Origin of the sequence: Micromonospora globbae (genome assembly GCF_036184225.1) — a bacterium.
GTDB classification, from domain to species: Bacteria; Actinomycetota; Actinomycetes; order Mycobacteriales; family Micromonosporaceae; genus Micromonospora; species Micromonospora globbae.
In genome coordinates this window covers 4,256,185-4,272,582 of sequence record NZ_CP108084.1, presented here as the reverse complement: position 1 = coordinate 4,272,582, position 16,398 = coordinate 4,256,185, and the positions used below count along the sequence as shown (strand labels likewise).

Annotated in this window: 12 protein-coding genes; 6 read left to right on the top strand and 6 right to left on the bottom strand. The window is 73.3% G+C overall.

Features of this window, described 5'->3' with window-relative positions:
* The first annotated feature begins 24 nt into the window (after positions 1-24).
* From OG994_RS19025 to OG994_RS19015, 3 genes are all read left to right on the top strand, one after another.
* Positions 25-813, top strand: coding sequence for an aldo/keto reductase (locus OG994_RS19025; RefSeq protein ID WP_120329964.1), 789 nt, complete (start codon positions 25-27; stop codon positions 811-813).
* A 134-nt stretch (positions 814-947) separates the two neighbouring features.
* Positions 948-1,118: a hypothetical protein gene (locus OG994_RS19020; protein WP_192902201.1), complete on the top strand. Its 171-nt coding sequence runs from the start codon at positions 948-950 to the stop codon at positions 1,116-1,118.
* Entirely contained in the window at positions 1,118-2,083 is a 966-nt protein-coding gene (locus tag OG994_RS19015) for a golvesin C-terminal-like domain-containing protein (protein WP_120329963.1), read from the top strand. The genes OG994_RS19020 and OG994_RS19015 overlap by 1 nt, the downstream gene beginning before the upstream one ends.
* 173 nt (positions 2,084-2,256) lie before the next feature.
* Here the strand turns inward: OG994_RS19015 and OG994_RS19010 are convergent, their stop codons facing one another.
* Entirely contained in the window at positions 2,257-3,366 is a 1,110-nt protein-coding gene (locus OG994_RS19010) for a GH12 family glycosyl hydrolase domain-containing protein (RefSeq protein WP_120329962.1), read from the bottom strand.
* A gap of 424 nt (positions 3,367-3,790) precedes the next feature.
* Between OG994_RS19010 and OG994_RS19005 the strand changes: the two genes are divergently transcribed.
* Both OG994_RS19005 and ctaD read left to right on the top strand, forming a co-directional pair.
* Positions 3,791-4,897 (top strand): FAD-dependent monooxygenase, encoded by a 1,107-nt coding sequence (locus OG994_RS19005; protein ID WP_120330109.1) that lies wholly within the window; start codon positions 3,791-3,793, stop codon positions 4,895-4,897.
* Positions 4,898-5,037: 140 nt separating this feature from the next.
* On the top strand, positions 5,038-6,795 hold the full coding sequence (ctaD, locus tag OG994_RS19000) for an aa3-type cytochrome oxidase subunit I (RefSeq protein WP_120329961.1): 1,758 nt from the start codon (positions 5,038-5,040) through the stop codon (positions 6,793-6,795).
* A 427-nt stretch (positions 6,796-7,222) separates the two neighbouring features.
* Here ctaD and OG994_RS18995 read toward each other — a convergent pair whose 3' ends face one another.
* From OG994_RS18995 to OG994_RS18975, 5 genes are all read right to left on the bottom strand, one after another.
* A complete protein-coding gene (locus OG994_RS18995) occupies positions 7,223-8,422 on the bottom strand; it encodes an IS110 family RNA-guided transposase (protein WP_328850485.1) in 1,200 nt (399 codons plus the stop codon).
* A gap of 259 nt (positions 8,423-8,681) precedes the next feature.
* Positions 8,682-9,923, bottom strand: a complete 1,242-nt coding sequence (locus OG994_RS18990; RefSeq protein ID WP_328853748.1) for an MFS transporter — start codon at positions 9,921-9,923, stop codon at positions 8,682-8,684.
* A gap of 39 nt (positions 9,924-9,962) precedes the next feature.
* On the bottom strand, positions 9,963-10,544 hold the full coding sequence (locus tag OG994_RS18985) for an isochorismatase family protein (RefSeq protein WP_120329958.1): 582 nt from the start codon (positions 10,542-10,544) through the stop codon (positions 9,963-9,965).
* A gap of 46 nt (positions 10,545-10,590) precedes the next feature.
* Positions 10,591-11,877: a nicotinate phosphoribosyltransferase gene (locus OG994_RS18980; RefSeq protein ID WP_120329957.1), complete on the bottom strand. Its 1,287-nt coding sequence runs from the start codon at positions 11,875-11,877 to the stop codon at positions 10,591-10,593.
* A 16-nt stretch (positions 11,878-11,893) separates the two neighbouring features.
* Positions 11,894-14,572, bottom strand: coding sequence for a LuxR C-terminal-related transcriptional regulator (locus OG994_RS18975; RefSeq protein ID WP_328850484.1), 2,679 nt, complete (start codon positions 14,570-14,572; stop codon positions 11,894-11,896).
* Between the two features lie 201 nt (positions 14,573-14,773).
* Here OG994_RS18975 and OG994_RS18970 point away from each other — a divergent pair, with 201 nt between their 5' ends.
* Positions 14,774-16,333: a P-loop NTPase family protein gene (locus OG994_RS18970; protein WP_120329955.1), complete on the top strand. Its 1,560-nt coding sequence runs from the start codon at positions 14,774-14,776 to the stop codon at positions 16,331-16,333.
* Positions 16,334-16,398: the final 65 nt, after the last annotated feature.

Here is a 16,398-nt window from a genome sequence, read left to right as displayed (position 1 = left end):
GTGCGGGCGGGTAGAACGGTCGTCATGGACCACGAGGACCAGCCCACCGTCCTGCTCCCGGGCGAGGTGCGGATGCCCCTGCTCGGTTTCGGCACGTGGCGGGCGACCGGCAAGGCGGGGTACGACGCCGTGCTGGCCGCGCTCGACGCCGGCTACCGGCACATCGACACCGCAACGATGTACGGCAACGAGAACGAGGTCGGCCAGGCGCTGAAGGAGAGCGGACTGCGTCGTGAGGACGTCTTCATCACCACGAAGCTGCCTCCGCAGCGGGTGGGCCAGGAGCGCGCGACGCTGGAGGCGAGTCTGCGGGCGCTCGACACCGACTACGTGGACCTGTGGTTGATCCACTGGCCGCCCACCTCGGCGGAGGACAGCATCCCGGTGTGGCGGGAGTTCCTGGCGGCCCGGGACGAGAACCTGACGCGGGCGGTGGGGGTGAGCAACTACAGCACGTCGCAGATCGACGAGCTCATCCAGGCCACCGAGGAGAACCCGGCGGTCAACCAGATCCCGTGGAGTCCGTTCCTGTACGACCGGCAGCGGCACGCCGAGCACCGGGACCGCGGCGTGGTGCTGGAGGGCTACAGCCCGCTCTCGACCAGCGACCTGTCCCACCCCGTGCTGGCCCGGGTGGCCGCCGCGCACGACGTGTCCCCGGCCCAGGTGGTGCTCCGCTGGCACATCGACCACGAGATCGTGGTGATCCCGAAGAGCGTGACCCCGGAGCGCATCCAGGCCAACGCCGACGTGTTCCGCTTCTCGCTCACGGCCGAGGAGATGCGCGACATCGACGCGCTCGGCTCGACCTGACCGGCGTCTGCCAATTTCCTTCAGCCGAGCGAGCGGTGATGAAGGGTATCGACATAGACGTACGTGAGGATGTAGCGTGCCGCCATCACGTACGTCGATGCGTCGTGACCCCTCCGCCTCGCTGAAGGAGCGCCATGGCCACGTCCCGACCCCTCCGTCTGCGCCGCCGGGGCCTGCTCGGTGTCCCGGCCCTGGTGGCCGCCGCGGTGACCGGCGCCACCCTCCGACCCGCCCCGGCCGCCGCCGCCCCCGCGGACGACGCGCCGAAGGCCGAGTGCCTGGCCGACCTGCTCGGCGGTGCCTGATGGCCACCATTCCCTGGCTCGTGGACGTGCTCCGGTCCGCGGGCGTCCAGGTCGTCGTCGAGGGGGACTGGCTCAACCGGATGCGTCCGGGCGACTTCAACCCGATCGGCGTGCTCTGGCACCACACGGCGTCGACCTCCAGCGCCACGAACCCGCACCCGGCGCTGAACATCTGCATCAACGGCCGCTCGGACCTGCCCGGTCCGCTCTGCCAGGCCCTCGTCGACTACCACGGTGTCTTCCACGTCATCTCGGCCGGACGCTGCAACCACGCCGGCGTGAGCCGGGGCAGCGGACCGATCCCGGCCGGTGACGGCAACACGCTGATGATCGGCTGGGAGATCGACTACAACGGCGTGTCCCAGGAGATGACGACGGCGCAGTACGACGCCTCGATCGCCGCCACCGCGGCCGTGCTCACCCGGCTGGGCCGGGACGCCAGCCACGCGCGGGGGCACCGGGAGACCAGCACCACCGGCAAGATCGACCCTTCCTTCATCGACCTGGACGTCATGCGCGCCGACGTGGCGGCGAAGATGGCCGGTGGGGGCGGCGCCTGGTCGTCCGTCGTGGACAACACGACCGCCGGTCGCTTCAGCGCCAGCGGGAACTGGGGTGTCTCCTCGTACTCCGGGCAGCGCTACGGCGCCGACTACCGGTACGCCGACCCGGTCGCCGCCAGCGACCCCGCCTGGTACCGCTTCGACGTGCCCGCCGCCGGCAACTACCGCGTCGACGCCTGGTGGCCGGCCAACGCCGGCTACAACAGCGCCACCCCCTACATCGTCGCCACGACCACCGGCAACCGCACGGTCTACGTCGACCAGCGGGTCACCGGTGGGCAGTGGCGCACCCTCGGCACGTTCGCGCTGCCCGCCGGGGACGCGAACCGGGTGGCGGTGAGCCGGTGGAGTTCCGCCGGCGGCCTGGTCATCGCCGACGCGGTCCGCCTGACCCGGGTCTGAGCGCGCCCCGAGCCGCCGTGGCGCGTCCCGGTGCGGGCGGCACGGGGTGACGGGCGCGGAGGGTGCGGCCCTGGTGCCGCACCCTCCGCGCGGGGTCCGGACGCGACCGGGACGGGGGTCGCGTCCGCTGACCGCGCGGGGGTGCGTCCGGAAGGCGCACCCCCGCGCGGGTCTCAGGCCGCGGCGCAGGGCACCCCGTTGAGCGTGAAGCTCGTCGGCGAGGCGTACGCCCCGCTCAGCGTGCCCTGGTAGCCGAAGCTGGCGCTGCCGCCCGGCGCGATCGTGCCATTCCAACTCAGGTTCCGCGCGGTCACCGTGGAGCCGCTCTGGCTCACCGTCGCGTTCCAGGAGTTCGTGACCTGTTGCCCGGCGGGCAGTTGGTAGGTCAGCGTCCAGCCGTTGACCGTGCCGGACCCGGTGTTGGTGATCCGCACGTCGGCGGTGAAGCCGGTGTTCCAGGAGTTCGGCGTGTAGGTGACGGCGCAGCCCGTGCCCGGCGGCGGCGTGGTCGGCGGCGGGGTGCCGCCCCCGTTCACGGCCGCCGAGAACGAGGTCACCGCGAGGCCGACGCCGCCCTGCCACGGCTCGAAACCGGCCTGGATGCTGGTCAGGTACCACGAGTTCGTGATGGCCCCGCGGTTGCGGACGTCGGTGATGAAGTCGAGCACGCTGAAGTTCAGGCTGGTGATCGGGGACGGCGCCACGTACGAGATGACGTTGTTGGAGCCGTTGCTGCCCCGCCAGACCTCCCAGGTGCGTCCCGCGAGGGTGGCGGTGCCGACCGGGGAGCCGATCGGCTGGATCGGCCCCTGGCGGTTGAGCCAAATCATGATCTCCATCTGGTTCACGCCGTCGGTCTTCGGCGTCGGGTCGAGCCAGATGTCGTACGACGCGTTGTAGATGGCGCCGCTCACGTACCGGTAGGTGATGCTGCTCGTGGCACTGCTGATCTGGCTCACCTGGATCGGCAGGTTGGTGCCGGGGGAGCAGTTCGTGTAGTGGCAGCCCAGGTAGACCGAGGGGTACGCGGTCGGCGCGCCGTTGGTCGGGTTGCTGCCGTTCTGGGTGGTGATCTCGAAGCCGGTGTCGGTGACGTTGATGCACTGCTGGGCGCTCGTGCCCCAGCGGTTGTTCTGCACGACGTAGCGGTTGCCGATGACGGTCGAGCCGTACTGCTCGCAGATCTGGGTGTCGGCGGAGGCGTTCCCGCCCAGGGCCACGGCGACGAGGGAGCCGCTGACCAGCAGGCCGGTGGCCGCCAGGGCCCGAAGTAGACGTCTCATGCTGCTCCTTGGGGGTGGGCGCCTGCCCTGGGCGCCGGACGAGGTACGGGAGCGCTCCCACGCAGAGAACACATTTACATCCGTGAAACAGTGGCGCAACCGCACGACGGAAAGGGGCGGAAAGTCAGGTTTTGCGCCTGGTGGCCCCGTCCGGGCCGGTCGCCGGCCGGCGCTCCCCACCCGTCCGCCCGGCGGCTCGGCCGTACCCGTGCGTCAGCGCCGGGCGGCCCAGGTGGCAGACCGGATCCACCCGAGCGAGGGCGCCGGGCGGCCCGGGCGACGGGGCGTCGTCGCCGCCCGACCGGGGCGGGAAAGCCCCCGGGAGCGTTCCCGTGGGCCGATCGGGCCTGGTGTGCGCTGATTGCACCGAGTAGTGTCCTGTATCCGACGCGTGCCGAAACCCCTCCCGGAGGCGTACCGCACCATGCGTGGCTCCCCCCTGCGCATCCTCATCGTCGGCGCGGGCATCGCCGGCCTCGCCGTGGCCCGGGCACTGCGGCTGGCGGGCTTCCGCCCCGACGTCACCGAGAAGCTGCCACCGGGAGAGTCCCACGAGACCGGCCTCTACCTGCCCGGCAACGCCGCCCGGGCGCTGCACCGGCTGGACCTGCACGATCCGGTCCGGCGCCTCGGGCACGTGGTGCACCGGCAGCGCTTCCTCGACGCCGCCGGCGAGCCGCTCTGCGAGGTCGACCTCGACGCGCTGTGGGCCGGCGTCGGGGAGTGCCGCGCCCTGCCCCGCGCCGAGCTGCACCGGGTGCTGCTCACCGGTGCCGGCGGGGCCGTCCGGCACGGCGCCGAGGTGCGCACGCTCGACCTCCTGCCCACCAGCGTCGGGGTGACCTTCGTCGACGGCACCGCCGCCGAGTACGACCTGGTGATCGGCGCCGACGGGCCCCGCTCGTCGGTGCGGACGCTCGCCGCGCTCGGCGGCCCGCCCCGGCCGGCCGGTCAGGTCGTCTACCGCACCGTGCTGCGCGACGGACCGCCCGTCACCGAGTGGACCGCCCTGCTCGGCCAGCGCTCCGGGTTCCTCGTCGTGCCGATCGGCGCCGGGCGGCTGCACTGCTACGCCGACGAGGCCGGCACGGAGGCGCCCGCCGACCCGGTGGCCCGCCTGCGCGAGGTCTTCGGCTCCTACGGAGGGCCGGTGCCGGAGCTGCTGGACGCCGTCGAGTGGGTGAACGTCGGCATCACCGACGAGGTGGAGCTGGGCCGCTGGTACCGGGGGCGGGTGCTGCTCGTCGGCGACGCCGCGCACGCCACCGCCCCGACGCTCTCCCAGGGCGCCGCCATGGCACTGGAGGACGCCGTGGTACTCGCCGAGGCGCTCACCGGCGCCGGCAGCGTCGAGGCGGCCCTCGTGGCGTACGAGAGCCGCCGCCGTCCGCGTACGCGATGGGTCCGGGACCGGACCCGCGACCGCAACCGGACCCGGGACGTCCCGCCGGCGCTGCGCGACCCGCTGCTGCGCGGACGCGGCGACCGGATCTTCGGGGACCACTACCGGCTGTTGCTCGGTCCGCTGTGAGCGCCGGCGGGCGCGGCCGATGATCGTAGCTGGCCACCCCACGCGGCACCCCCACCTGCCGGGGACTATCCTCCTTGCGGATGACGGCTCGCCAGTTTCAGCGCGTGCCGAGCGAAACAACCGAGAACCGGAGGCCACTCGTGACCACCGTCGCACCCAAGCCGGTCGTGACCCGGCCCTGGCCGGTCCGAGAACCGGTCAAGGGGTCGGCCATCGCGCGGCTGCTGCGGACCACGGACGCGAAGCAGATCGGGATCATGTACATGGTCACCGCGTTCGCGTTCTTCATGATCGGTGGCCTGATGGCCCTGATCATGCGGGCCGAGCTGGCCCGGCCGGGGCTGCAGTTCCTGTCGCCGGAGCAGTACAACCAGCTCTTCACCATGCACGGCACGATCATGCTGTTGTTCTTCGCGACGCCGATCGTGTTCGCCTTCGCCAACTACATCGTGCCGATCCAGATCGGCGCGCCCGACGTGTCGTTCCCCCGGCTGAACAGCTTCGCCTACTGGCTGTACCTGTTCGGCGGCACGATGGCGACCGCGGGCTTCATCACCCCCGGTGGCGCCGCCGACTTCGGCTGGTTCGCGTACACGCCGCTGAGCAGCGTCGAGCACTCCCCGGGCGTCGGCGCCAACATGTGGGTCATGGGCCTCGCCATCTCCGGTCTGGGCACGATCCTCGGCGCGGTCAACATGATCACCACGATCCTGACGCTGCGCGCCCCCGGCATGACGATGTTCCGGATGCCGATCTTCACCTGGAACATCCTGGTCACCAGCCTCCTGGTGATCCTGGTCTTCCCGCTGCTGGCCGCCGCGCTGTTCGCGCTCGCCGCCGACCGCCTGATCGGCGCCCACGTGTACGACCCGGCGACCGGCGGGCCGATGCTGTGGCAGCACCTTTTCTGGTTCTTCGGCCACCCCGAGGTGTACATCGTCGCGCTGCCGTTCTTCGGCATCATCAGCGAGATCATCCCGGTCTTCTCCCGCAAGCCGATCTTCGGCTACAAGGGTCTCGTGGCCGCGACCCTCGCCATCGCCGCGCTGTCGATGAGTGTGTGGGCGCACCACATGTTCGCCACCGGCCAGGTCCTGCTTCCGTTCTTCAGCTTCCTGAGCTTCCTCATCGCCGTGCCCACCGGTATGAAGTTCTTCAACTGGATCGGCACGATGTGGCGGGGCCAGGTCAGCTTCGAGTCGCCGATGCTGTGGTCCATCGGCTTCCTCGTGACGTTCCTCTTCGGCGGCCTCACCGGCGTCCTGCTGGCCAGCCCGCCGCTGGACTTCCACGTCTCGGACTCGTACTTCGTGGTGGCGCACTTCCACTACGTGCTCTTCGGCACCATCGTGTTCGCGGTGTTCGCCGGCATCTACTTCTGGTTCCCGAAGATGTTCGGCCGGATGCTCGACGAGCGGCTCGCCAAGGTGCACTTCTGGCTCACCATGATCGGCTTCCACACCACGTTCCTGGTGCAGCACTGGCTGGGCAACGAGGGCATGCCGCGGCGGTACGCCGACTACCAGGCGATCGACGGCTTCACCACGCTGAACACGGTCTCCACGATCGGCGCCTTCATCACCGGTATCTCGACGCTCCCGTTCATCTACAACTGCTGGAAGTCGTACAAGACCGGTCCGGTGGTCGAGGTCAACGACCCGTGGGGCCACGGCAACTCGCTCGAGTGGGCCACCAGCTGCCCGCCGCCGCTGCGCAACTTCGACCGGATGCCCCGGATCCGCTCCGAGCGGCCGGCGTTCGACATGAAGTTCCCGGAGCTGGCCGCCGGCCAGACCCTCGCCGGGCCGCCAGAGGGCGGTGCCAAGCCGCTGACCAGCGAGTCCGACGGCGGGGCCCGCTACACCGAGGACACCGCCACCAACATCGACCGCGCCTGACCGCTCGGCTCGACGACACCCACGACGGGCGTCGCCCCCGGACCATCCGGGAGCGGCGCCCGTCGCCGTTGCCCAGGCCGTACGGGTGACGCGCGCCGCGGTCGGAAGCCAAGACGACGTCGGCGGGCCGGGCCGCCGGTGACCGCCCGCCGTACACGGCCGGGGCCGGGAGGAAGGTCGGCGGCCCGTGCCCGTGATGCTCGCCGTGCACGGCCGGGGACCGGGGAGGGGCGATCGGCGCGGCGGGCACGGACACGCTGGGCGTGGCGGTGGCGCGCCGCGGGCGTGGCTCGGTGATCTCCGCCGCCCGCAGCGGCGGGTGCGATGGTGGTCCGCTCTTCGGCGTCGGCGGGGGTGCCGCGATGCCGCGGATCACGCCGACCCCGCCCGGCCGGGCCGGGCGGGGGGGGTGTCCCTATGGGTTTCGTCAAGCAGCGACGGGGGCCGTCGGGCGTGGTTGGTAGGGGGTCTTGTGGCGGAGCATGGCGAATAGGACGTCGCAGCGGCGTCGGGCGAGGCAGATGAGGGCGGCGTTGTGGCGTTTGCCTTCGGCTCTTTTGCGGTCGTAGTAGGCGCGGTTGATGGGGTCGGTGAGGGCGGCGAACGCGGCGAGGAAGAAGGCGCGTTTGAGTTGCTTGTTGCCGCCGCGGGGTGGGTGTTCGCCGCGGATGCTGCTGCCGGAGCGGCGGGTGACGGGTGCCAGACCGGCGTAGGCGGCGAGGTGCCCGGGGGTGGCGAATGCGGTGCCGTCGCCGACTTCGAGCAGGATCCGGGCGGCGGTCCTGACGCCGATGCCGGGCATCGAGGTCAGGACCGAGGCAAGAGGGTGTGCATCGAGCATCCTCTCCACCTCGGCGGCGACCTGGTCACGCTGCTGGAGCACGTCACGCAGGCTGTCGGCCAGCCTCGGCAGGATCGTCTCGGCCGCCGTGGTGCCGGGAACCGTGACGGTCTGCTCGTCCAGGGCCGTCATGATCTGCTCGACCAAGCGCTCGCCCATCCGAGGCGCGTTCTTGCCCGCGATCGCGGCCAGTTTGCGGCGGCCAGCCTTGCGCAGTCCGGCCGGGCCGCCGCAGCGCGACAGCAGCTCCAGCACGGCCTTGTGTTGCACCTTCGGACCGAGCACACGTTCCAGAGCGGGATGGATCTGGGTGAGCAGCCCCCGGATCCGGTTCGCCAGGCGGGTGGCCTCGCCGGCCAGGTCGTCGTCGAAGCCGACCAGGACCTCAAGCTCGGCCAGGGCGTCGTCGCCGACGTCAACACGGCGCAGCGTGTGCGGCAGGCTGCGGGCGGCATCAGCGATGACGTAGGCGTCGCGGGCGTCGGTCTTCGCGGCGCCGGGATGCAGGTCGGCGATGCGGCGCATCGCCAGCCCAGGCAGATAGGCGACCTGGTGGCCGCAGGCACGGGCGACCGCGACCGGTAGCGCCCCGATCGAGGCGGGCTGGTCGACCACGACCAGCACTCGCCCGTGCCGGGCGAGCTTGTCGAACACCTGCCGCAGCTTGGCCTCGGTATTGACCAGCGCCGCGTCGTGCAGCCGCTTGCCCTCGCGGTTCAGGGCGACGGCGTGGTGCCCGTCCTTGCCAACATCCAGACCAAGAAACACCTGGTAGTCGCCGTGCACCGCATCGCCTCCCCGCGACGTCGTCGGCCAGCCCGGTCGCCGATCTGGCGTCGACTGCCGGCAGCCACGTTACGAAGAGACCTACCCCAATACCGCAGGTGGCCGTGTCCCTATCAGCGGTCCGTCGACGCCACCCGACCCGGCGACAACACCCCCCGGATCATCCGTACGACAGGGGCAGTAAGTCATACCGGGCCGGGCGACCGAGCAGTCCCCGGCTGGGGACGATCAAAAAGGTAACGGGCGGGGTCGGGTCGGGTCAGTGGGTGACGGTGGCGAGTTCCGGCTCGGCGAGCGCGTCGGCGGCCGCCCGGCGGCGGCGCAGCTCGACCGGGAGCACCGCGAGCGCCACGAGCGCGCCGATCGCCCCGGTGACCGCGAAGCCCCACGCGGGCGCCGACGCGTCGATGACGGCACCGGCGAGCGGGGCGCCGACCGCGATGCCGACGGTGACCGCCGAACCGTGCAGCCCCATCGCCTCACCGCGTACCTGGGCGGGCGCGAGCCGGCTGACCGCGTCCGCCGTCGCGGCGATGGTGGGGGCGCACAGCGCGCCGGCGGGGATCATCGCGAGGCAGAGCAGCCACCAGTGCGACCCGCCGAGACCGACCGGGATCGTGCAGACGGCCAGCGCGGCCATCAACGCCAGCGGCGGGACGGGGCGGTGCGTGGCACCGTACGCGAAGCCGCCCACCAGCGAGGCCACGGCCCACATGGCGAGCACCACACCCGTCCAGCCGGCCTCGCCGCTCTCCCGGAGCACGGCGACCACGGCCACGTCGGTGCCGCCGAGGACCAGGGTGGCGGCGAGGCTGACCGCCAGCACGGCGACCAGCCGTCCGGTCACCCACTCGCGCCGGGACACGTGCCTCGCGGGCGCGGCCGCCTCGTCCCGGCTGTCGGCCGTCGGAGGGTTGAGCAGCCAGAACGCCACCCCGGCGGCGACGATGCCGGCGCCGACCAGGTAGAGGGTGTGCCGCGCCGAGATCGCCGTGGCCAGGGCCACCGCCAGCGACGGGCCGACCATGAACGACAGCTCGACCGACATCGAGTCCAGCGCGTACGCGGGACGGCGTCGGTCCGCGGGCGCCAGCGCGGCGATGGACTGCCGCACCACGGAGAAGATCGGCAGGGCGAGCGAGCCCGCGACGAAGGCGGCCGGCAGCAGCAGCTCGTAGGAGAGCGAGGGCGCGGTCGACCAGAAGACCGCCTCGACGATCCCGGTCATGACGAGCACCGGCCGCAGGCCGCGCCGGTCGATGAGCCGGCCGAGCAGCGGGCCGCCGATCGCCGCGCCGACCGTCACGGCCGCGCCGACGAGGCCCGCGGCGCCGTAGCCGCGGCCGAGGTCCTGGACCACGTAGAAGGTCAGCGTCACCCCGGTCGCCGTGAGCGGGATGCGGGCGAGCACCGCCACGAGCAGCAGCGACCGGAGTCCGGGCAGGGCGAGCGCCTCCCGGTAAGGCTTCAGATTCACGACGGTCCGTACCTCCGGCGCCATCCTCGCCGCCGGTGGGGCGACCGCCAACCAATTATCGGATCATGCGGTCCTGATCACAGGCGCCCCGCGCAGCGTCACGCCCGCGCCCTCCATGGACCGCAGCGCCACGTCGGTGGTCGCCGGCGCGACGGCCGCCGTGAGGTCCAGCAGCACGGTGGTGGCGAAGCCCTCCCGCGCGGCGTCCAGCGCCGTGGCGCGGACGCAGTGGTCGGTCGCGATACCGACGAGTTCCACCCGGTCCACGTCGTGGCGGCGCAGCCAGTCGGCCAGGCACTCGCCGTCGGCGGCGTGCCCCTCGAAGCCGGAGTACGCCGCCGCGTGCTCGCCCTTGTGGAAGATCTCCTCGATCCGCTCGGTCGCCAGGGCCGGGTGGAACTCCGAGCCCGGGGTGCCCACGACGCAGTGCCGGGGCCACGAGTCCACGAAGTCCGGCGGGTCGCCGAAGTGCGCCCCCGGGTCGACGTGGTAGTCCTTCGTCGCCACCACGTGGTCCCAGCGGTCCGGCTCGGCCGCCAGCAGCCGGGTGACGCCGGCCGCCACGTCCGCTCCGCCGCCCACGGCGAGCGAACCGCCCTCGCAGAAGTCGTTCTGCACGTCCACGATGATCAACGCGCTGCCCACCGGTGCTCCCTCCTGACGTCTCGGGCCCGGCCGCCCGGGCCGCCTCTCACTCTGCCGGCACCACCGTGACCGGGATGGCCGGATCACCCGCCGAGAGCTTCAACCCCTCCCACGGGATGGAGATCAGGCACTCGCGCAGGTGCTCCCGCGACTCCACGAGCGAGGGCAGTTCCACCGGTTCGCCGCCGCTCATGTAGGTGTGCTGGAGCAGCCGGTCGTTGGGCTGCCGGTCGGGCACGCCCAGCGGGACGACGACCTCCTCCGTGGCGGTGCCCGTCGGCTTGTGCCGGCGCACCGCCACCTTCCGGCCGCCGATCGTGGCCTTGTGCTCCGAGCGCTTCACCACGGGCCGGCCCTCGACCTCGACGAGCTTGTAGACGAGGCCGGCGGTGGGCGCCCCGGAGCCGGTGACCACGGCGGTGCCCGCACCGTACATGTCGACCGGCTCGGCGGCGAGCGCGGCGATGGCGTACTCGTCGAGGTCGCCCGAGACGATGATCTTCGTCTCGGTGGCGCCGAGCGAGTCGAGCAGCTCCCGGGACTGCTGGGCGATCACCGCGAGGTCGCCGGAGTCGATCCGGATCGCCCGCAGGTCGGTGCCCGCCACCGCGATCGCGTTGCGGATGCCCTGGCTGATGTCGTAGGTGTCGACGAGCAGCGTGGTGTCCTTGCCCAGCGTGTCGACCTGCGAGGCGAACGCGGCCCGCTCGTCGTCGTGCAGCAGGGTGAACGCGTGCGCCGCCGTGCCGGCCGTGGGGATGCCGTAGCGCCGGCCCGCCTCCAGGTTCGAGGTGAAGCCGAACCCGGCGAGGTACGCGGCGCGGGCGGCGGCCACCGCGGCGCCCTCGTGCGCGCGCCGGGAACCCATCTCGATGAGCGTACGGCCGCGGGCCGCGGTCACCATCCGGGCGGCGGCGGCCGCGACCGCGCTGTCGTGGTTGAGCACCGAGAGCACCAGCGTCTCCAGCACCACGCACTCGGCGAACCCGCCCGACACGGTCAGGATCGGGGAGTTGGGGAAGAAGAGCTCGCCCTCGGCGTACCCCTCGATGTCGCCGGTGAAGCGGTAGTCCCGCAGCCAGGCGGCGGCCTGCTCGTCGACCACGCCGGTGCGTCGCAGGAAGTCCACCTCGGCCTCGTCGAAGCGGAACTCGCGGATCAGCTCGACCAACCGGCCGGTGCCGGCGACCACTCCGTAGCGGCGCCCGGCCGGCAGCCGCCGGCTGAACACCTCGAAGACACAGCGGCGGTCGGCGGTGCCGTCGCGCAGCGCCGCGCTCACCATGGTCAGCTCGTAGTGGTCGGTCAGCAGTGCGGGGCGAAGGGTGCTCACGGCCCCAGCCTAGAGTTCAGCGCGCGTCGCCGCCCTCGTGCCCCGGGATCGCCCGGAGCGCCGCCCGCAGCTCGGCCCGGCCCGTCACGCCGAGCTTCACGTAGACGCGCTGGAGGTGGTTCTCCACCGTCCGGGCGGAGAGGAACAGCTTCTCCGCGATCGCCTTGCTGGTGGCACCCTGCGCGGCGAGTCGCGCCACCTCCCACTCCCGGTCGGTCAGCGCGGGCGTGCCCGCGCGCAGCGCCGGGGTGCAGATCACGTCGCAGCGGCTCAGCAGGGCGGCGAGGCGTTCCCGGGCCTCGCCCGCCGCGGCGGGCCGCTCCCGGCGCAGCCGGTGCAGCGCCGCGGCGGTCGCCTCCGCGGCGAACACGTTCAGCTCCAGCGCCGCGAAGTCGTCGGCCACCGCGAGCAGTTCGGTCGCCGAGCCGGCGACCGCGGCGCGGGCGTGCCGGGCCAGCAGCGGCGGCAGCTCCCCGTCGACACGTTCGGAGAGTTCGGTGAGGCGCTGGGCGACCGTGCGACGGCTCCCGTCCGAGCAGGTCGGGCCGACGCGGGCGCCCGCCTGGTCGAGGCGTACCAGGTCGTGCAGCACGTGCACCTCGTGCCCGGCGAACCCGTCGGCGCGCAGCCGGTCGACCAGGTCGGTGAGCTGCTTCACGGCGCCGGGCAGGTCGCCGGCCGCGGCGAGCGCCGCGCCCCGCGCCTGCTCCAGCCACGGGTACAGCACCGCCATCCCGGGCGCCTGGGTGCGGTCGGCCTCCGCCATCGCCTCGGCGGCCTGGGCCGCGTCGCCGCGCAGGGCGGCCGCCTGGACCCGTTCGGCCTGCGCCAGGCCGGCGTACACGCGGCTGGTGGCCAGCACGGCGCAGGCGCCGAGGCTGGTGCGCAGGGCGACGTCGCTCTGGCCGCGCAGCCGCGCGGCGTACGCCTGGAGGATGGCCAGGTAGCCGGTGCCGAGCCGGAAGTCCCCGGCGCCGGCGAGGTCGGCGAACTCGTCGGCCGCGATGGCGTCGATCCCGGCCAGGTCGCCCGCGAGCGTGAGGCGGGTGCCCCGGGCCAGTTCCAGAGCCAGCTGGAGGTACGGCATGTCCGCCCGCCAGCGGGCCGCCTCGGAGTGCACCTGGGCGATGGCCGTGCCGCTGCGGCGCAACTGCCCCTGCGCGGCCTGGAGGTAGCCGATGGTGCACCGGGCCAGTTCGCGCGCGGCGACGCTCGCGGCGGGGCGGTCCAGCACGGTCCGGCTGAGCTGCAGCGCGGTGGCGGTGTCGAGCCGGTGAAGCCGCATGATGGCCTCGAACGCCCGGACCCGGGCCTGGTCGGCGGAGTCGGTGAGGGTGGCGGCCCGCTCGGCGATCTCCTCCACCGTGGACTCGCGGCTCAGGCCCCAGTAGCTGACCATCCCCCGCACCGTGAGCCACCGGCTGAACCGCTGGCCGTCGGAGGCGTCGGGGGCCACGGATTCGAGCACCTCGATCGCCTCCTCCGGCCGGTCGGCGAACATCAGGATGGTGGCGAGCAGTTCCGCGGCGTCGAAGCCGCCGCCGGCGCCGAGGGCCGCGCGGGCGAGCCGGGTCGCCAGCGGTACGTCGTACCGGCTGAACGCCTGCCCGGCCGCCTCGAGCAGCAGCCCCGCGTCCTGCGCGGTGCCCGAGTCGAGCCGCCACACCGCCACCCGGAGCAGGTCGTCGCGGCGCCGCTTGCCCACCCGCTCCAGGAGTTCGGCCAGGTGGGCCTGCAGGCGCCGGGTGCGGCTGACCGGGCAGCGCCGGCGCATGACCTCGCCGTAGAGCGGGTGCGCGAGCCGGACGTTCGTGCGCCGGTCGTGCTGGATCACCGCGATGAGCCCGCGCTCCTCGGCGACCTCGACGTCGCGGGGATCGGCGGCCTGGTTGAGCAGGTGCAGGCCGAGCGGCTCGCCGAACGCGACCAGCTCCACCACGGCGCGCACGCCCGGGGTGAGCTGGCCGATGCGGGTGTCGATCAGGTCGGTCAGGTTGGGCGCCAGCTCCAGCCGGCCCGTCCACTTCCAGATCCCGTACGTGCGGGTCAGCTCCTCGCTGCCGGAGGCGGCGTGGATGAGCTCGCGCAGGAGCAGGGGGTTGCCGGCGGAGAGCCGACCCAGCCGGTCGGCGGTGCCGGCGTCGACCGGGCCGCCGAGGATCTCGGCGAGCAGCCCGGCGGTCTCGGCCGGGGCCATGGGGCTGAGTTCGGCCTTGTCCACCAGGTCGTCGGTCCACAGTGCCCGGATTGGCAGGGGGATCTCCTCGCCGTCGCGCAGGGTGCCGATCACCGTGGCGTTGTCGGCGCGCGCCACGAGGTGCACGAGCGCCGCCGACGGCTGGTCGAGCAGGTGGGCGTCGTCGATGGCCAGCACGATGCGACGCCCGGCCGCCTGCTGTTGGAGCACGTCGAGCGCCCAGCGCAGGATGCCGGCCGGCGACAGCCCCTGCGGCTGTTCGGCGGGGAGCACCTGCACGAGCCCGCCGAAGGGGAGCGCCGCCGTGGTGGCGCTCGCGGCGATCGACCAGATCGCGTAGCGGTCGGTGGGCAGCGCCGCGACACCCTCGCGGAGCAGACGGCTCTTTCCGATGCCGGCGCTGCCGCTGAAGAACAGGCCGCGCCCCTCCGTGCCGGTCACCGCCGACAGCAGACGGTCGAGTTCGTCCCTGCGCCCCACGAAACTCCACGGACTCACCTCGGCAGCATATCCATCGAAATCTGTCCGGAGGCAGAGCGTCACGCACCGAAGTTGAGTAGTGCCGCAATTACTGGTGAGTATCCGAACTGTTCGGTGCGGGCCTCGGGTCGCTCGTAGTCTTCCGGCATCCGGGTTGGTTCTCCGGAGTTTCCACGCGGCCGGCCGCTGCCGGTCCGCCTGCCACGGGAGGTCGCCCAGATGAAGCCGGGTCCTCTCTCCTCGGTCGGCGTGCCCGGCGACCTGCCCGGGCCGGGCGACATGCCCCGGTGCACACCCCTGCCCACGCGGGTCGGGGTGGGCACGCCCGGCCCGGACGAGCCGCTCGGCGTGGTCGCCGTCGGCCCGGACGGCGCCGGCCGGCGCGCCGTGCTCGCCACCCTGCTCGACGTCGACCCCGCCCTGCTCGCGGTGCCCGACGGCAGCTGGCTGGTGATGCGGCACGCCGCCACGTCCACCCGGGCGGCGTACGTGCCGGGCTACCGGCAGCCGCACGCCTACGGCGCGGACCGGACGGCGGCCGGGCCCGCGCTCGCCCGCCCGCCCCGCCGGGTCGAGCTGCACCTGCCCGACCCGCTGCTGCGCCACTTCACCCTGGTCGACACGGCCGACACCGGAGCCCTGGGCCCCGCGGGCGTGCGGGTACTGCTCGACGCGGCCGGGCGTGCCGGGGCGATGCTCTTCGTGATCGCCGCCGACCAGGCGTTCACCGCCGCGGAACTCAACCTGCTCGCGGAGGTCGCGCGTACCGACGTGGCGGTCTTCTTCGCGGTCACCCCTGGCTCGGCCGGTTGGGCCGGGTCCGACAGCACGGCGCCGACGGAGGACGCGGGGGCGTCCGTCCCGCCGTCCGGGGCCGGGTCCCCCTCGCCCGGCCCCACGGTCGACCCGGTGGCGGTGGCGGTGGAGGCCCACCGCGCCGCGCTCCTCTCCGCCGTTCCCGGCCTCGCCGGGGCGCGGTGGTTCGCACTGCACGACGGCGACGTCGCGGCCGACGTGCGGCGCGCCCTCGTCGGCTGGGCGGCCGACGAGGGGCTGCGTCGTGCCGGCTCCGACCCGCCGGTCCTGCCCGGTGAGCACGCCCGCGTGCCCGTGGCGGCAGACCCGGGTGACTGGTCGGAACGCCTCGACCGGCAGAGCCGCACGTGCGCCCAGCGGATCCGCCAGCACCTCGCACTCGAGCTCGCCAACATCCACCTTCGCGTCGTCCAGGAGATCGTCTTCGGGGTCGGCTGCGCGGGGCTGCCGCAGCTGCTCGACCGCGAGATGGAGGCCCTGTCGCTGCTCGCCACCGCCCAGTGCGACCGGGCCGTGCGGGGGATCGTGGACGACGCCGTCGCCCGCGTCTTCGGCGCGCCGCTGCCCGAGGGCGTGCACCGCCGGGTGACGCAGGCCATGCGCTGGGGGATGACGGAGGACCGCACCGCCCGGGAACTCGACCGCGTGCTGCTGGTCACGAGCACGGCGGGCGTGGCCGGGCTGACCGGTGACGGCGCGATCGACGCGCTGGCCGGATATCCCCGCGCCGCCCGGGTCGAACTCCTTCCGCCGGTCGCCGTCGCCCTCTCCGGCGGCTGCTGGCAGCACTGGCGCAGTCCCGGCAACGACAACCCGAACGACGCGCGGGCGTGGGCCCAGCGCGCGCTGCGGGAGGTCGAGCTGGAGCTGTCCCGGGAGATCTCCCGGCGATTCGAGGTCGTCCGTCTCTCCCTGGGTGCGGTGCTCTCCGATGCGGTCGACCACGGCATCCTGCTCGCCTGACGGCGCTGTCGTCGTCCGGCCCGCCGGCCCGGCCCGCCCACCCCTCGGGCCCGGTGCCGGCGGGT

Coding starts and splice junctions, on each gene's coding strand:
- OG994_RS19025 (WP_120329964.1), top strand. CDS start 25: ATGGACCACGAGGACCAGCCCACCGTCCTGCTCCCGGGCGAGGTGCGG.
- OG994_RS19020 (WP_192902201.1), top strand. CDS start 948: ATGGCCACGTCCCGACCCCTCCGTCTGCGCCGCCGGGGCCTGCTCGGT.
- OG994_RS19015 (WP_120329963.1), top strand. CDS start 1,118: ATGGCCACCATTCCCTGGCTCGTGGACGTGCTCCGGTCCGCGGGCGTC.
- OG994_RS19010 (WP_120329962.1), bottom strand. CDS start 3,366: ATGAGACGTCTACTTCGGGCCCTGGCGGCCACCGGCCTGCTGGTCAGC.
- OG994_RS19005 (WP_120330109.1), top strand. CDS start 3,791: ATGCGTGGCTCCCCCCTGCGCATCCTCATCGTCGGCGCGGGCATCGCC.
- OG994_RS18990 (WP_328853748.1), bottom strand. CDS start 9,923: ATGGCGCCGGAGGTACGGACCGTCGTGAATCTGAAGCCTTACCGGGAG.
- OG994_RS18970 (WP_120329955.1), top strand. CDS start 14,774: ATGAAGCCGGGTCCTCTCTCCTCGGTCGGCGTGCCCGGCGACCTGCCC.